The 12,955-nt window shown below is 72.0% G+C and carries 13 protein-coding genes; 6 read left to right on the top strand and 7 right to left on the bottom strand.

Features of this window, described 5'->3' with window-relative positions:
* Positions 1 to 102 precede the first annotated feature (102 nt).
* From AC2RP6_RS19205 to AC2RP6_RS19195, 3 genes are read left to right on the top strand one after another with little or no spacing between them, the layout of a single operon-like run.
* Positions 103 to 1,014: an NUDIX hydrolase gene (locus tag AC2RP6_RS19205; protein WP_486447305.1), complete on the top strand. Its 912-nt coding sequence runs from the start codon at positions 103 to 105 to the stop codon at positions 1,012 to 1,014.
* Positions 1,011 to 1,856, top strand: coding sequence for an MBL fold metallo-hydrolase (locus AC2RP6_RS19200; protein ID WP_486447304.1), 846 nt, complete (start codon positions 1,011 to 1,013; stop codon positions 1,854 to 1,856). The genes AC2RP6_RS19205 and AC2RP6_RS19200 overlap by 4 nt, the downstream gene beginning before the upstream one ends.
* Positions 1,853 to 2,173 carry a hypothetical protein gene (locus AC2RP6_RS19195; protein ID WP_486447303.1) on the top strand — a complete coding sequence of 107 codons (321 nt, stop codon included), beginning with the start codon at positions 1,853 to 1,855 and terminating at the stop codon, positions 2,171 to 2,173. Before AC2RP6_RS19200 ends, AC2RP6_RS19195 begins: the two co-directional genes overlap by 4 nt.
* Positions 2,174 to 2,243: 70 nt before the next feature.
* On the opposite strand, the gene AC2RP6_RS19190 is transcribed toward AC2RP6_RS19195, so the two are convergent.
* Complete coding sequence (locus AC2RP6_RS19190) at positions 2,244 to 3,071, bottom strand: nucleotidyltransferase domain-containing protein (protein ID WP_486447302.1); 828 nt, start codon at positions 3,069 to 3,071, stop codon at positions 2,244 to 2,246.
* A gap of 143 nt (positions 3,072 to 3,214) precedes the next feature.
* Positions 3,215 to 3,889: a Crp/Fnr family transcriptional regulator gene (locus AC2RP6_RS19185; protein WP_003981529.1), complete on the bottom strand. Its 675-nt coding sequence runs from the start codon at positions 3,887 to 3,889 to the stop codon at positions 3,215 to 3,217.
* Positions 3,890 to 4,177: 288 nt separating this feature from the next.
* On the opposite strand from AC2RP6_RS19185, the gene nth reads away from it, so the two are divergent.
* From nth to AC2RP6_RS19170, 3 genes are all read left to right on the top strand, one after another.
* A complete protein-coding gene (gene nth, locus AC2RP6_RS19180) occupies positions 4,178 to 5,017 on the top strand; it encodes an endonuclease III (RefSeq protein ID WP_486447301.1) in 840 nt (279 codons plus the stop codon).
* Positions 5,018 to 5,104: 87 nt separating this feature from the next.
* Positions 5,105 to 5,827 (top strand): NUDIX hydrolase, encoded by a 723-nt coding sequence (locus AC2RP6_RS19175; RefSeq protein WP_486447300.1) that lies wholly within the window; start codon positions 5,105 to 5,107, stop codon positions 5,825 to 5,827.
* Positions 5,828 to 5,840: 13 nt separating this feature from the next.
* The gene (locus AC2RP6_RS19170; RefSeq protein ID WP_486447299.1) at positions 5,841 to 7,043 is read left to right on the top strand and encodes a MarP family serine protease; all 1,203 of its coding nucleotides are present in this window, start codon (positions 5,841 to 5,843) and stop codon (positions 7,041 to 7,043) included.
* 395 nt (positions 7,044 to 7,438) lie between these two features.
* On the opposite strand, the gene AC2RP6_RS19165 is transcribed toward AC2RP6_RS19170, so the two are convergent.
* The 5 genes from AC2RP6_RS19165 to AC2RP6_RS19145 form a co-directional block, all read right to left on the bottom strand.
* Positions 7,439 to 8,398 (bottom strand): alpha/beta fold hydrolase, encoded by a 960-nt coding sequence (locus AC2RP6_RS19165; protein ID WP_030648133.1) that lies wholly within the window; start codon positions 8,396 to 8,398, stop codon positions 7,439 to 7,441.
* Positions 8,395 to 8,853 carry a phage holin family protein gene (locus AC2RP6_RS19160; RefSeq protein ID WP_405423888.1) on the bottom strand — a complete coding sequence of 153 codons (459 nt, stop codon included), beginning with the start codon at positions 8,851 to 8,853 and terminating at the stop codon, positions 8,395 to 8,397. The genes AC2RP6_RS19165 and AC2RP6_RS19160 overlap by 4 nt, the downstream gene beginning before the upstream one ends.
* A 100-nt stretch (positions 8,854 to 8,953) precedes the next feature.
* Entirely contained in the window at positions 8,954 to 10,387 is a 1,434-nt protein-coding gene (gene nhaA / locus AC2RP6_RS19155) for a Na+/H+ antiporter NhaA (RefSeq protein ID WP_486447298.1), read from the bottom strand.
* 228 nt (positions 10,388 to 10,615) lie between these two features.
* Complete coding sequence (gene acs, locus AC2RP6_RS19150; protein WP_486447297.1) at positions 10,616 to 12,613, bottom strand: acetate--CoA ligase; 1,998 nt, start codon at positions 12,611 to 12,613, stop codon at positions 10,616 to 10,618.
* Between the two features lie 161 nt (positions 12,614 to 12,774).
* Complete coding sequence (locus AC2RP6_RS19145; RefSeq protein ID WP_486447296.1) at positions 12,775 to 12,954, bottom strand: hypothetical protein; 180 nt, start codon at positions 12,952 to 12,954, stop codon at positions 12,775 to 12,777.
* Position 12,955 lies beyond the last annotated feature (1 nt).

The raw sequence follows: 12,955 nt of genomic DNA, 5'->3' as shown, positions 1-12,955 counted from the left end.
CCCTGGCTCCGCGTCGTGGCGCCCCGTTCGTCCTCGGCGGCGCGCCGAGGCGCCGGGGAGGGGGCCCTCGAACATCGGGCCGGATGGCCGTAGCATCCGGCCATGCCGAATGGTCAGCAGCAGCCCCCCGCCGGGGGCCAGTGGTACCCGCCCGAATGGCCCGACCGGATCCGCGCGCTCGCGGACGGCGCGCTCACCCCGGTGCCACCGCGGCTCGCCGCCACCGTGATGCTCCTGCGCGACACCCCGGACGGCGGCCCCGTCGTCCACATGCTGCGCAGGCGGGCCTCCATGGCCTTCGCCGGCGGCGCGTACGCCTATCCGGGCGGCGGGGTGGACCCCCGCGACGAGGAGCACCACGTCGGCTGGGCGGGACCCTCCCAGGAGGACTGGGCGGCCAGGCTCGGGACCGATCCCCGCACCGCGCAGGCCATCGTGTGCGGCGCCGTGCGGGAGACCTTCGAGGAGGCGGGCGTCCTGCTCGCCGGCCCGGCCCCGGACACGGTCGTCGGCGACACCACCGGCGACGACTGGGAGGCGGACCGGCAGGCCCTCGTGGCGCGGGAGCTGTCCTTCGCGGACTTCCTCCGGCGCCGCGGTCTGTGGCTGCGCTCCGACCTGCTGGGGGCGTGGGCGCGCTGGATCACCCCGGAGTTCGAGCCGCGCCGCTACGACACCTGGTTCTTCGTCGCCGCCCTCCCCGAGGGCCAGCGCACCCGCAACGCCTCCACCGAGGCCGACCGGACCGTCTGGATCCGTCCCGCCGACGCGGCCGACGGCTACGACAAGGGCGAGCTGCTGATGATGCCGCCCACCATCTCGACGCTGCGCTCCCTGGAGCCGTACGGGAGGGCCGCGGACGCGCTCACCGCGGCGGCCGCCCAGGACCTCGCCCCGGTGCTGGCACGGGCCGCGTTGGAGGGCGGCGAGGTGGTGCTCAGCTGGCCGGGCCACGACGAATTCACCAAGCGCGTCCGCCTCGGACGCCCCGGAGGCCCGGGAGAGCCCGCATGAGCGACGCCGCCGCACTGCCGGGACAGCCCCGCGGATCCGTCACCTCAGGGCCGGCGACCGCCCGCGCCGTGAACGTCCTGGCGCCCAACGCCTCCGCCATGACCCTGGACGGCACCAACACCTGGCTGGTCTCCGAGCCCGGCTCGGACCTCGCCGTCGTCATCGACCCCGGCCCGCTGGACGAGGCGCACCTGCGGGCGGTCGTCGCCACCGCCGAGGCGGCCGGCAAGCGGGTCGCGCTCACCCTCCTCACCCACGGCCATCCGGACCACGCGGAGGGCGCCGGCCGTTTCGCGGAGCTGACCGGCACCAAGGTCCGCGCGCTGGACCCGGCCCTGCGCCTGGGCGACGAGGGCCTGGCGGCCGGCGACGTGATCCGCACCGGCGGCCTGGAGCTGCGCGTCGTGCCGACGCCCGGGCACACCAGCGACTCGCTCTGCTTCCACCTGCCGGCCGACCGGGCGGTCCTGACCGGCGACACCGTCCTCGGCCGCGGCACCACGGTCGTCGCGCACCCCGACGGCCGTCTCGGCGACTACCTGGACTCCCTGCGCCGCCTGCGCTCGCTCACCGTGGACGACGGGGTGCACACGGTCCTGCCGGGGCACGGGCCGGTCCTGGAGGACGCGCAGGGCGCCGTCGAGTACTACCTCGCCCACCGCGCGCACCGGCTGGCGCAGGTCGAGACGGCCGTCGAGAACGGCTTCACCACCCCGGAGGCGGTCGTCGCCCAGGTGTACGCGGACGTGGACCGCTCCCTGTGGTCGGCGGCGCAGTGGTCCGTGCGGGCTCAGCTCGAGTACCTTCAAGATCACGGACTGATCCCCGGGGGGCCCGAATGAACACCGTCTTCCTACTCGTGATGCTCATAGGCACGGCCGGGTGGATCACCTCGACGGTGTCGCTGCGCGTGAAGGGCCTCCAGATGCAGGCGGACCGGGCGGAGCGCCGCCTGGCGCTGCTGATGGACCATCTGGGCATCGAGGAGCCGGAGCCGGCGGGCATGGACGGGGTGCGGGCCCTGATCCGGGAGGACCGGCTGATCTCGGCGATCAAGAGCTACCGCCGTATCACCGGGGCGGGACTGGCGGAGGCCAAGCTGGCCGTCGAGGCCCTCGCCGTCACCGAGCAGCAGGACCAGGCAGCGTCCGGGAAGTAGCGCCGGCCCCCTACCGGGCCGGGGGCTCCTGCCCGCGGTGGACGGGCCCGTTCCGTACCCGACCCGGAGGTCACTCCCCGGCTGCCGCCGCGGGACGCCCGGTGCGCGTCTTCGTGCCGTGCCGCGCCGTGTACTCGTCCGCGAGCCACGGCCCGAGGTCCTCGACGAACGCGCGGGCCACGGCCGGGTCCCCGACCGGGTCCAGTGCCACCGCGGCAGCGGCCCGCATCTGGGCGGCGCGCTCCGGGTAGTAGGCGCCGAAGACCTCCGCGGACTCGGTCAGATCGCTGGTCCAGCCGCCCCACCGCGGCATGACCAGGGTGAATCCCGTGCGCACCAGGCGCCGGGCGAACAGGCTGCTCAGCCGCCGGTACTCCTCGGGGGAGGAGGCCTCCCGCAGCCGGGAGCGCCACTGGGGCAGGAGCGCGGCGAGGTCGCCGTTGGTCTCCCGGGCGAGCAGGCTGTCCGGCCGGTAGCGCGGCAGGTGCTCGGCCAGGTCCGCGCCGAGCAGCGGGGTGCACAGGCAGGCGAGGAACCAGCCCAGGTCGAATCGTTCCTCCTCGCTCAGCACGGTGCCCTTGTCGTGGAGCAGGACGCGGACCCCGTCGATCTGCCCGAAGTCCTCGTCGAGGCCGCGCGCGAGGACCTCGGCGGTGTCGCGGTCCTCGTCCGAGGGGGCGCGATGCAGGACGACCAGCAGGTCGAGGTCGGAGCGCCCGGGCAGGGCGTTCCCGCGCGGCACGGACCCGTAGAGGTACGCGCTGTGCAGCCGGCGTCCGTACGCCTCGGCGGTGCGCTCGCGGGCGGCGGCCACGACCTCGCGGAACGCGCCCTGCACCTGTCCGAGGGAGCCCTCCCGCTCGAAGTACCCGTACGCGTCCAGACCCCTGTGCTCCATGCTTCCACTGTGCACACGTCGGCCCCTCCGGCGTACGAGGCGCGGGGGACCCGGGGACGCGGCCCCGCGAACGGAGCTGCGGCGGGTGCGCGGAAGGGCCCTGCCCGGTGCGGACAGGGCCCTTCCGAAGAGGTGCCGAGGCGTCAGCGGGAACGCTTCGCGAGGCGCTCCACGTCCAGCAGGATCACGGCGCGCGCCTCCAGGCGGAGCCAGCCGCGGCCCGCGAAGTCGGCCAGGGCCTTGTTCACGGTCTCGCGCGAGGCGCCGACGAGCTGCGCGAGCTCCTCCTGCGTGAGGTCGTGCACCACGTGGATGCCCTCCTCCGACTGCACGCCGAAGCGGCGCGACAGGTCGAGGAGCGCGCGGGCCACGCGGCCGGGAACGTCGGAGAAGACCAGGTCGGACATCTGGTCGTTGGTCTTGCGCAGGCGCCGGGCGACGGCGCGCAGCAGCGCGGTCGCGACCTCGGGCCGGGCGTTGAGCCAGGGCTGGAGGTCGCCGTGGCCGAGGCCGAGCAGTTTGACCTCGGTCAGCGCGGTGGCGGTGGCGGTGCGCGGGCCGGGGTCGAAGAGCGACAGCTCGCCGATCAACTCGCCGGGGCCGAGGACGGCCAGCATGTTCTCGCGGCCGTCGGGGGAGGTGCGGTGCAGCTTCACCTTGCCCTCGGTCACGACATACAGCCGGTCGCCGGGGTCGCCCTCGTGGAACAGGGCGTCACCGCGTGCGAGGGTCACCTCGCCCATGGAGGCGCGGAGCTCCGCGGCCTGCTCGTCATCGAGCGCCGCGAACAGCGGGGCGCGCCGCAGAACGTCGTCCACGAGTCTCTCTCCTATGTCGACCTGCTCAGGGGACCGCTCCCCATTTTGCCGGACGGCTCAAACAGTGCGATCAATCACAAGGATGCCGGACGGACGGGCGTGCTGTGCGGCGAGAGGCCAATCGGAGTGGTGTTACCTGAGGTCCGGGCGGGTGTCAGCGGCCGGCCTTAGGCTGGCCGGGTGTCCAATAAGCCGGTGAGAGCACAGGCCAAGGGGTCCTCAGGAGTGACGGACGCCAAAAATTCAGCTGTGGGCGAACAGCCGCCTTCGGAGGTGCCCCCGAAGGCAGTGACTGCCCCTCAGGGCAAAGTTTCGGCCAAGAAACCGAAGCAGGCCAAGCCGGAATCCCGCCTGGCCATGGTGCGCAGGGCGCGCCGCATCAACCGCGAGCTGGCCGAGACCTATCCGTACGCCCATCCGGAGCTCGACTTCCGCAACCCCTTCGAGCTGCTCGTCGCGACGGTGCTGTCGGCGCAGACCACCGACCTGCGGGTGAACCAGACGACGCCGGCCCTCTTCGCCGCCTACCCGACCCCCGAGGACATGGCGGCGGCAGTCCCCGAGGAGCTGGAGGAGCTCATCCGCCCGACCGGGTTCTTCCGGATGAAGGCCAAGTCGCTGATGGGCCTGTCGCAGGCGCTGCGGGACGACCACGGCGGAGAGGTGCCGGGCCGGCTGGAGGACCTGGTCAAGCTGCCGGGCGTCGGCCGCAAGACCGCCAACGTGGTCCTCGGCAACGCGTTCGGGGTGCCCGGGATCACCGTCGACACCCACTTCGGCCGGCTGGTGCGCCGCTGGAAGTGGACCGAGCAGGAGGACCCGGAGAAGGTCGAGGCGGAGATCTGCGCGATCTTCCCGAAGAGCGAGTGGACGATGCTCTCGCACCGGGTCGTCTTCCACGGCCGCCGGATCTGCCACGCCCGCAGGCCCGCCTGCGGTGCCTGTCCGATCGCCCCGCTCTGCCCGGCGTACGGCGAGGGCGAAACCGACCCCGAGAAGGCGAAGAAGCTGCTGAAGTACGAGAAGGGCGGCCAGCCGGGGCAGCGGCTGAGCCCGCCGCCGGACTATCCGGGCCTGCCGGCCCCGCCGTTGGGCGCGGGGGCCGTGCAGGAGGCGCAGGAGGCCTAGGCGCACGTCCTAGGAACGATTCGGTACCCGGACCGCGTTTGCGGTGTGGGAGACGCTGTTGACAGTAGAACGCGGACAGAGGTGCCTATGACGCGCGGTACACGGGACGAGGCCGGGGTCACTGCGGGAGTGCGCGAAGGAGGCGGCCCGGCCGTCACCACCGTCGGGCTGCCCGACTGGCTCGATCCCGTCGTCAAGGCCGTCCGGACCGTGGAGCCGCGGCAGCTGAGCCGCTTCCTGCCGCCCGAGGACGGCCGGGGCCGTCAATCGGCCGTCCTCGTCCTCTTCGGCGAGGGGGCCCGGGGCCCGGAGCTGCTGCTGATGGAGCGCGCCGGCACCCTCCGCTCGCACGCGGGCCAGCCGTCCTTCCCCGGCGGTGCGCTGGACCCGGAGGACGGGGACCCGCAGACCACCGGCCCGCTGCGGGCCGCGCTGCGCGAGGCCGAGGAAGAAACCGGACTCGATCCTTCCGGGGTGCAGCTCTTCGGGGTGCTGCCCCGGCTCTACATCCCGGTCAGCGAGTTCGTCGTGACGCCGGTCCTCGGCTGGTGGCACACCCCGAGCCCCGTCGGCGCCGTGGACCCGGCCGAGACCGCCCGGGTCTTCACGGTCCCGGTGGCCGATCTCACCGACCCCGAGCACCGGGTGACGACGGTCCACCCGCGCGGTCACCTGGGGCCCGGATTCACCGTCGAGTCGGCCCTCGTCTGGGGCTTCACGGCCGGGGTGATCGACCGGATCCTGCACTTCGCCGGCTGGGAACGTCCGTGGGACCGATCACGTCAGGTCCCGCTCGACTGGCACGCGTGAGACGGTGGCCCACGTGAACGTGCTGGACATCCTGTTGCTGCTCGCCGCCGTGTGGTTCGCGATCGTCGGCTACCGCCAGGGGTTCGTCGTCGGCATCCTGTCGGTGATCGGCTTCCTGGGCGGTGGCCTCGTCGCCGTTGCCCTGCTCCCGCTGATCTGGGACCGGGTGACGGACAACGGCACCCAGGTGTCCACCACGGTCGTCGTCATCGCCGTCGTGGCGATCATCATCTGCGCCTCCGTCGGGCAGGCGCTGACCACCCATCTCGGCGGCAAACTCCGCCGCCAGATCACCACGACGCCCGCGCGCGTGCTCGACGCCACCGGCGGGGCCCTGGTCAACGTGGTCGCGATGCTGCTGGTGGCCTGGCTGATCGGTTCGGCGCTCGCCGGGACCTCCCTGCCCACGCTGGGCAAGGAGGTCCGCAACTCCAAGGTCCTCCTGGGCGTTTCGCGCGTGCTGCCCGACCAGGCGAACAACTGGTTCTCGGACTTCAGCTCCACGCTCGCGCGCAACGGCTTCCCGCAGGTGTTCAGCCCGTTCTCCAACGAGCCGATCACCGAGGTGCGGGCGCCCGACCCGGCGCTCGCCACCAGCCCCGTCGCGGAGGTGGCCAAGCGTTCCATCGTGAAGGTCGTCGGTACGGCGCCCGGCTGCAGCAAGGTGCTGGAGGGCACGGGCTTCGTCTTCGCGCCCGGCAAGGTCATGACCAACGCGCACGTCGTCGGCGGCGTCGGCGAGCCGACCGTCCAGATCGGCGGCGAGGGCAAGCTGTACGACGGCAAGGTCGTGCTCTACGACTGGGAGCGCGACATCGCGGTCCTGGACGTGCCCAAGCTGAAGGCGCCCCCGCTGGAGTTCACCGACAAGGACGCGGCGAGCGGAAGCGACGCGATCGTCGCCGGCTTCCCGGAGAACGGCGCGTACGACGTCCGCGCGGCCCGCGTCCGCGGCCGGATCAATGCCAACGGACCGGACATCTACCACCGCGGTACTGTCCGACGGGACGTCTACTCGCTGTTCGCGACGGTCCGCCAGGGCAACTCCGGCGGCCCGCTGCTCACCCCCGACGGCAAGGTGTACGGGGTGGTGTTCGCCAAGTCCCTCGACGACCCGAACACCGGCTACGCGCTGACCGTGGACGAGATCCGCGACGACATCCAGAACGGCCGGACCGCCGAGCGCCGGGTCGACAGCCAGGGCTGCGCCCTCTGACACGGCGCCCCGCCCTCTGACACGGCGCCCCGACGGGCCCCGGGCCGTGTCTTGCGGATCAGGCCGGGTCGCGGCCTGATCCGCAAGACACGGCCTAGCTCCGTGGGTGCCGCAGACGTGCGGACATCCAGCGGGCCCGGCGGCGCAGGATGCGGGGGATTCCCAGGTGTGGGTCGTGGCCGTACCGGCCGACCCTCTCGTGCGTGCCCGGCGTAGCTGCAGGGCTGCCTTCGTGCGCGGTGTCACCGTGGTCGTGCGTCCAGCTCATACTCCGAGCTGTGCCCGGGCCCCAAGGTCCGTAATCCCCCGCGGGGCGGCCAATTGGCCTATGCGCCGGGCAATTGAATGCTCATAAGACGAACGGCCGGGTGAACTGCCGTTCGTGCAGCGGGTGGTCAGCGGTCCGGCTCGGGGTCCTTCAGCCAGTTGACCAGCTCGGTCGAGAAGGCGACGGGGTCCTCCTCGTGCGGGAAGTGCCCCAGCCCGTCGAACAGCCGCCACCGGTAGGGGGCTTCGACGTACTCGCCGGATCCCGCGGCGCTGCGGGTGCGCATCACCGGGTCGAGCGAACCGTGCAGGTGCAGCGTGGGCACCCGGACCGGCCGCTTCATGCGTCGGTTGAACTGCAGGCCGTCGGGCCGGGCCATGGACCGCATCATCCAGCGGTACGGCTCGATCGAGCAGTGGGCGGTGGACGGGATGCACATCGCCCGCCGGTACACGGCGAGGTCCTCCTCCTCGGGAGGTCGCGGCCCCGACCAGTCGCGGATCAGGTCGCCCACGAGGGCCCCGCCGTCGGCGACGAGCTGCCGCTCGGGCACGAACGGCCGCTGGAAGCCCCAGATGTGCGAACTCGCCCGGGTCTGACCGAAGTCCGACAGCATCGCCGAGCGCCACCGCCGGGGATGCGGCATGGAGGAGACGACGAGCCGGCGCACCAGCTTGGGCCGCATCACGGCCGCCGTCCAGGCGAGGTACCCGCCCAGGTCGTGCCCGACGAGCGCGGCGTCCGGCTCGCCGAGCGACCGTACGACTCCGGTGATGTCGAGGGCCAGGTTGGCGGGGTCGTAACCGCGCGGGGTGCGGTCGCTGCCGCCGACCCCGCGCAGGTCCATCGCGACGGCCCGGTACCCGGCGTCGGCGAGCGCGGTCAGCTGGTGCCGCCAGGTCCACCAGAACTGCGGGAAGCCGTGCAGCAGCAGGACCAGCGGGCCGTCACCGAGCTCGGCGACGTGGAAGCGTGCGCCGTTGGCGGCCACGTCCCGGTGCGTCACCGCTTCCCCGCCGGGGAGGTCGAGCCGCACCGCCGTGGCAGCGGTGGGCGGAATGCTGGGGTCCGGCGTGGGCGCTGTCATGAGGACGAGCGTGCCACACCCACAGCCTTGTCACTGACCGGCCGCGGGTGCGGCTTGACGGTCCCGACCAGCGCGGCGGTCTGCTTGACCGAGGCGATGGACTTCTCCGGCGGCTTGACCTTCTTGAACTTCCGCACGGCGATCAGCGCGAGGACGCCCGCGATCAGCAGGAACGCGCCACCGACGATCAGGAAGGACCAGGCGAGGCCGAGCCCGAGGTTGTGGATCCCGTACGCCGCGGCGAAGGTCAGCACCGGGAGGGAGAAGACCGCGAACACCCCCGCGGCGGCGATCGAGGCGGAGCCGCTGCCCACGCGCTTGGCGTCCTCGCGCAGTTCCGCCTTGGCCAGGGCGATCTCGTCGTGAACCAGGGCGGACATCTCGGCGGTGGCCGAGGCGACCAGCTGGCCGAGTGTGCGCTCGGCTCCCTGCGCCTCTTGGTCCACTGCGCTCATCGCTCTCTCCCTCTGTCGTCTGCTGCCGGGCGGCTGTCCCCGCGGCCGCCGACCGGCCGGCGTGCGGCTGTCCCGCGTCGGTCCTGCGTCGTCACTCAGATCATGCCGGACGGTCGGCCTCGGTGGTGGACCCGGCTGCGGTTTGGAGCGCGGCGGCGGCCGCCTCCTCCGCCTTGCGGCGGTGTTCCGCGGCCCGGTCCTCGTAGATCTTCGCCATCCTCAGGTGGTACTCGGGTTTGTCCTCCTCGTAGATGTCCGGGATGCCGTCGTGGTCCTCGTCGCGCTCCTCGGCCTCGGTGAGCAACCGGTAGCGGCGGTTGCGGAGCTTGAGCAGGACGCAGGCGATCAGGGCGGAGATCAGGGAGCCGAGCAGGACGGCGGCCTTGATCTCGTCGGTGAGGGTCGCGTCGCCGGCGAAGGCGAGTTCGCCGATGAGGAGGGAGACGGTGAAGCCGATGCCGGCGAGCGTGGCCACGGCGAGTACGTCCGGCCAGGCCAGGTCCTCGTTCAGTTCGGCCCGGGTGAAGCGGGCGGCCAGCCAGGTCCCGCCGAAGATGCCCGCGGCCTTGCCGACGACGAGGCCGAGGACCACGCCGAGGGTCTCGGGGCGGGTGAAGACCTGGGCGATGGCCTCGTCGGAGAGGGAGACCCCGGCGGAGAAGAGCGCGAAGAGGGGCACGGCGAGACCGGCGGAGACGGGCCGGACCAGGTGCTCGATGTGCTCGCCGGGAGAGGTCCCCTCGCCGTCCCGGCGGGTGCAGCGGAGCATCAGGCCCATGGCCACGCCGGCGATCGTGGCGTGGACGCCGCTGTTGTACATGAGGCCCCAGATGACCAGAGCGAGCGGTACGTAGACGTACCAGCCCCGGACGCCGCGGCGCAGCAGGAACCAGAAGAGGACCAGCCCCACGAGGGCGCCGCCGAGGGCCAGGAAGTCGATCTCGCTGGTGAAGAACACCGCGATGATCAGGATCGCGAAGAGGTCGTCGACGACGGCGAGGGTCAGCAGGAAGGCGCGCAGGGCCGAGGGCAGGGAGGTGCCGATGACGGCGAGGACGGCGAGCGCGAAGGCGATGTCGGTGGCCGTCGGGACGGCCCAGCCGTCCATCGATCCGTTGCCGGTGAGGTTGACCAGTGCGTAGACGAGCGCGGGCACGGCCATGCCGCAGAGGGCGGCGATCACCGGGAGGGCGGCGGCCTTGGGATCGCGCAGGTCGCCCGCGACGAGTTCGCGCTTGAGCTCGATGCCGGCGACGAAGAAGAAGATGGCGAGGAGTCCGTCGGCGGCCCAGTGCTGGAGCGAGAGGTCCAGGCCGAGGGAGGCGGGTCCGATGTGGAAGGACCGCACGCTGGCGTAGCTGTCCGCGAGGGCGGGGATGTTGGCCCAGAGCAGGGCGGCGATCGCGGCCACGAGCAGCAGGACGCCACCCACCGTCTCGGTGCGCAGGGCATCGGCGATGTAGCGGCTCTCGGGCAGCGAGAGACGGCCGAGCAGCTTGCGGCTCTTGTGGTGGGCGGGGCTGGGCGCGGCCACGAGGGGCACCTCCGGGGGCGGTTGGACGGCATGGCGGAACTCGTTGCCGACCAGACTTCCCGGCGCACCCTGTGGTCTTTCTTTTACGCTTTCAATATTTTACAGGGTGTACGCGAGGGCGTATCCGGCGATCATCACTTTATGCGCGAAAGGGGCACCCGGCGCGTCGCGCCGCATGCCCCTTCCGGTCCCGGAGTGTCGCGGAGAGTTCCCGAGTGTCTCGGCGCGTCAGTCCTCGCTGCCCGCGGCCGGGAGCTTGCTCTGGATCAGGTCCATGACGGACGAGTCCGCCAGCGTGGTGACGTCGCCGACCGCGCGGTTCTCCGCCACGTCGCGCAGCAGGCGACGCATGATCTTGCCCGAGCGGGTCTTCGGCAGCTCCTGCACCGGCAGGATCCGCTGGGGCTTCGCGATCGGGCCGAGCGTGCTGCCCACGTGGCTGCGCAGGTCCGCGACCAGGCCCTCGGTCTCCGAGGCGCTGCCGCGCAGGATGACGAAGGCCACGATGGCCTGGCCGGTCGTCTCGTCGGCGGCCCCGACCACGGCCGCCTCGGCGACCGACGGGTGCGAGACGAGGGCCGACTCGACCTCGGTGGTGGAGATGTTGTGGCCCGACACCAGCATCACGTCGTCCACCCGGCCGAGCAGCCAGATGTCGCCGTCGTCGTCCTTCTTGGCGCCGTCGCCCGCGAAGTACTTGCCCTCGAAGCGCGACCAGTAGGTGTCGATGAAGCGCTGGTCGTCGCCCCAGATGGTGCGCAGCATCGACGGCCACGGCTCGGTGAGGACCAGGTAGCCGCCCCCGCCGTTCGGGACCTCGTGCGCCTCGTCGTCCACCACGGTGGCGGCGATCCCGGGCAGGGCGCGCTGGGCGGAGCCGGGCTTGGTGTGCGTGACGCCCGGCAGCGGGGAGATCATCATCGCGCCGGTCTCGGTCTGCCACCAGGTGTCCACGATCGGGCAGCGGTCGCCGCCGATGTGCTTGCGGTACCAGACCCATGCCTCGGGGTTGATGGGCTCGCCGACCGAGCCCAGGACGCGCAGGCTCGACAGGTCGAACTTCGCGGGGATGTCGTCGCCCCACTTCATGAACGTACGGATGGCCGTGGGCGCCGTGTAGAGGATCGTGACGCCGTACTTCTGCACGACCTCCCAGAAGCGGCCCTGGTGCGGGGTGTCCGGGGTGCCCTCGTACATCACCTGCGTGGCGCCGTTCGCGAGCGGCCCGTAGACGATGTAGGAGTGTCCGGTCACCCAGCCGATGTCGGCCGTGCACCAGTAGACGTCGCTCTCCGGCTTCAGGTCGAAGACGGCGTGGTGGGTGTACGCCGCCTGGGTGAGGTAGCCGCCGGAGGTGTGCAGGATGCCCTTGGGCTTACCCGTCGTCCCCGAGGTGTAGAGGATGAACAGCGGGTGCTCGGCGTCGAAGGCCTGCGGGGTGTGCTCGGCGGACTGGCGGCCGACCACGTCGTGCCACCAGACGTCGCGGCCCTCGGTGAAGGCGGTGTCCTGGCCGGTGCGGCGCACGACGAGCACGTGCTCGACCTGCGGGCACTTGGCGACGGCCTCGTCGATGGCGGGCTTCAGGGCGCTGGGCCTGCCGCGGCGGTAGCCGCCGTCGGCGGTGATGACCAGCTTGGCGTCGGCGTCCTGGATGCGGGAGGCGACGGCGTCGGCGGAGAACCCGCCGAAGACCACGGAGTGCGCGGCGCCGATGCGGGCGCACGCGAGCATGGCGACGACCGCCTCGGGGATCATCGGGAGGTAGACGGCGACGCGGTCGCCGGCCTGGACGCCCAGTTCGGTGAGGGCGTTGGCGGCCTTGGAGACCTCGTCCTTGAGCTCGCGGTAGGTGATCGCGCGGCTGTCGCCGGGCTCGCCCTCGAAGTGGATGGCGACGCGCTCGCCGTTGCCTGCCTCGACGTGGCGGTCGACGCAGTTGTACGCGACGTTCAGCCTGCCGTCGGCGAACCACTTCGCGAAGGGCGGGTTCGACCAGTCGAGCGTCTCGGTCGGTTCGGTCGCCCAGGTCAGCCGCCGGGCCTGCTCGGCCCAGAAGCCCAGCCGGTCCGCGTCGGCCTGTGCGTACGCAGCCTCTTTCACGTTGGCGGCGGCGGCCAGATCGGCGGGCGGTGCGAACCGCCGCTCCTCCTTGAGCAGATTGGCCAGGCTCTCATTGCTCACGACATCTCCCTTTCCCAGGGTGTCCGTTGTGTCCCCGGGCATAGCTCATCAGTCTGCGGCCCAGGTGACAAGGGGTAACCTGAAATTGGTTTAGACCTATATCACGCAGACGGCCCGCACGAGAACGGCGTGCGAACGGCCCCTGCCCGCTGCAGGGCGCGGGAAGGGGCCAGTCGATGGCACGGATACCGGAGGGTATCGGTTCAGGCGTGCTGGCCGACGGTGTCGAAGACGCGGCAGTCGAAGAAGTCCTCACCCTCGGACAGCAGGTACGCCTGGGCCTCGCCCACGTGGAAGTACATCCCGTGCAGCTCCAGGGTGCCCTCGGCGAGCCGTCTGGCCACGGCTTCGTGGGCCTTCAGGTGCTCCAGCTGCTGGACCACG

Source organism: Streptomyces sp. WAC03905 (assembly GCF_057371075.1).
Note: the sequence above shows the minus strand (reverse complement) of the source record. Positions and strands in the feature narration are given on the sequence as shown.

Coding starts and splice junctions, on each gene's coding strand:
- AC2RP6_RS19200 (WP_486447304.1), top strand. CDS start 1,011: ATGAGCGACGCCGCCGCACTGCCGGGACAGCCCCGCGGATCCGTCACC.
- acs (WP_486447297.1), bottom strand. CDS start 12,613: ATGCCCGGGGACACAACGGACACCCTGGGAAAGGGAGATGTCGTGAGC.
- AC2RP6_RS19205 (WP_486447305.1), top strand. CDS start 103: ATGCCGAATGGTCAGCAGCAGCCCCCCGCCGGGGGCCAGTGGTACCCG.
- AC2RP6_RS19190 (WP_486447302.1), bottom strand. CDS start 3,071: ATGGAGCACAGGGGTCTGGACGCGTACGGGTACTTCGAGCGGGAGGGC.
- AC2RP6_RS19160 (WP_405423888.1), bottom strand. CDS start 8,853: ATGAGCGCAGTGGACCAAGAGGCGCAGGGAGCCGAGCGCACACTCGGC.
- AC2RP6_RS19165 (WP_030648133.1), bottom strand. CDS start 8,398: ATGACAGCGCCCACGCCGGACCCCAGCATTCCGCCCACCGCTGCCACG.
- AC2RP6_RS19195 (WP_486447303.1), top strand. CDS start 1,853: ATGAACACCGTCTTCCTACTCGTGATGCTCATAGGCACGGCCGGGTGG.
- AC2RP6_RS19175 (WP_486447300.1), top strand. CDS start 5,105: ATGACGCGCGGTACACGGGACGAGGCCGGGGTCACTGCGGGAGTGCGC.